This window comes from Rickettsiales bacterium, assembly GCA_033762595.1.
Classification (GTDB): Bacteria; Pseudomonadota; Alphaproteobacteria; order Rickettsiales; family UBA8987; genus JANPLD01.
This window is the reverse complement of the sequence record JANRLM010000061.1, coordinates 1-2,293: the sequence shown is the minus strand read 5'-3', so window position 1 is coordinate 2,293 and position 2,293 is coordinate 1. Positions and strand designations below refer to the sequence as shown.

At 32.6% G+C, this 2,293-nt stretch carries 3 protein-coding genes; all 3 read right to left on the bottom strand.

What is annotated here, in order from left to right; genetic code table 11:
• On the bottom strand, positions 1–639 hold a 639-nt coding region (locus SFT90_04605), incomplete at its 3' end, for an indole-3-glycerol phosphate synthase TrpC (GenBank protein MDX1949764.1).
• A 15-nt stretch (positions 640–654) separates the two neighbouring features.
• The gene (locus SFT90_04600; GenBank protein ID MDX1949763.1) at positions 655–1,335 is read right to left on the bottom strand and encodes a hypothetical protein; all 681 of its coding nucleotides are present in this window, start codon (positions 1,333–1,335) and stop codon (positions 655–657) included.
• A gap of 14 nt (positions 1,336–1,349) precedes the next feature.
• A partial coding sequence (locus tag SFT90_04595) for a DUF3108 domain-containing protein (GenBank protein ID MDX1949762.1) occupies positions 1,350–2,293 on the bottom strand: 944 nt, incomplete at its 5' end.

Below are 2,293 nucleotides of genomic sequence, written 5' to 3'. Positions count from 1 at the left end.
AATTTTTTTGGCTAGATTTATGCTATTTTGTAATGAGATTTCCATAGTTTTGAGGTTTCTATTATTAACCCCAACCATTTTGGAACGCATTTTAAGTGCGGTTTCTAGCTCTGCTTCATCGTGAACTTCAATCAGAACATCAAGCCCAAGGCTCAAGGCAACCGATTCTAACTGCATTGCTTGAGCTTCCTCAAGGCAGGCGATAATTAGCAAAATGCAATCCGCACCGAGATATTTTGCTTCATAAATTTGATATTCATCTAAGATGAAATCTTTTCTAATAATTGGCAGATTTACAGAGTTTCTAACCTGTTGCAGATATTCATTTTTGCCTGCGAAATATCTTTCATCTGTTAAAACGGAAATACAACTCGCACCTGCTTTTTGATATGAATTTGCAATTGCAATAGGATCAAAATTTTCACGAATTATACCTTTTGAGGGGCTTTTTTTCTTGATTTCAGCAATTAACGCTGGTTGTTTGTTTAGCTTTTTTTCAAGTAAAGAATTGAAAAAACCCTTGGGTTGATAATTTTTTTCAAGTGTTATTTTTTTGAGTTCTTCAAAGGGCATGGTGTTTTTAGCTTTTGCAATTTCAAGCAATTTATTATCGCAAATTTCCTGTAAAATATTTTTCATTTTATGTTATTTTCTCTAAATCCTAAACTCAATAATGCATTCTGGGAGTTCTTTTTCATCTTTATATTCGCCAGAGATATTGCATTTTGAAAAATCACTATTTTTTGCACGAATATTGCCAGAATCTGGATAGCCATCATCAATCATTAGATCCAAACGCATTGCTTCTTCTGGCGTGAATACTGGCTTTGAGGGCGGAGAATCAATCTTTCCTTCCTCAATATCTGCAACACCTATAAAATTAAAATTATCATTTTCATTATTATCAAAATAGAAAACTGCATTATGAATCGCTTCAAAAGGTGCATTAAAATTAGCAATTATCTTACCTTCGTTTCCATCTTGCCATACGCCTTTGAAAGTGAAATCTGATTTTATCAAATCGGCTAATTGCAGATGTTGCCAAGCCAAAATGCCCTCACTATCTTTATGGGTAATTTTTCTATTATTATTGCCATCTTTAGTTTTATCTTTCCAGTAAAAGCTAGCTTTGTCAGTATCTCCGGGTAGGCTGTTATAAACATTATTAAAAGATAAAGTCGCATATTTATATTTTTGAAGTTGGCCTGCAACTTCCCTAATCTTGAATTCTTTGTTAACATTTGAAATTATTATAATCGCAGAAGCAACCATTCCAACTAGAATAATAATTGTTATAAAATGAAGTAATTTGAAATCTTTGAAATTTTTTTCCATATAAATAATTTATTTTACTTCCCAACGCATTCCTCAAAGTTTTTGCAATCTTTAACCATTAAGCCCCTTGCAGTGCCGAGGAAATTTTTTCCTTCCGCTTTAACTGGTAGGAAATTTTTTGCATCAAGATAAATATCAATTACCGCATCACCTTTTTTGATATCTTGCATTTCGTTATCAGTATAACCTGCAACCGCTTTACGATACATTTTAAGAACGAACATTCCATCAATTTTTTTGTTGGAAATATCAAACATTAAATCAGTTCTTCTTCTACCTTCGTAAATTGGTAGGCTGAAATTATATCTACCTTTGCTGTTAAAATTATTTTTCTCAACCGCGTCAATCACAAGCCTTCTAGCTTCAATTCCAGCGGTTAATGGGTCATAAACCGCAATTTTGAGATTATCAGGAACGGCAGGGCGTTTAGCTCTATTATCAGGCGGAGTAACTTTATCAGAGGCAACTTTTTTGCCATCATCACTGAAGAAAATCTCAATCTCTCTAACTTTTTTCTTAAATAATAGCTTGGTTTTGAAGTCTTTTGGTTTGATTATATCATCAGAAATATTGAAGTGAGAGATTGAATAATCTCGCCAACCAAAAAGATAATCTATAAAGCCATTTGTTTTAGAGTAAACCCTAAAATAGCCTTGTGCGTTGCCTTCCAGAACTAAATCAGCCACATCAAAAGATAAATATCTCAAGTTAAATTTACGAACAAAATTTGGAAGAATTTCAGCTTTTTTAACCTCAAATTTGCTCTCGGTTTCTCTTTTATCTTCTAAAATTTCATTGGTTTGTTTTTCATCAATTTTCGGTTTCAAATCTTCAATTTTTGGAGGTTTTATTTCCTGCTCATTAGAAGGTGCTTCTTCTAATTTAGTGGGCAAAACTTCCTGCTTTATTGGTTCTTCAACTGAAAAATCAAACATTGAATTATCAATTTTTCTTTCTT

Bases quoted from the DNA above. Each gene is read 5' to 3' on its own strand.
- SFT90_04600 (MDX1949763.1), bottom strand. From the start codon at position 1,335: ATGGAAAAAAATTTCAAAGATTTCAAATTACTTCATTTTATAACAATT.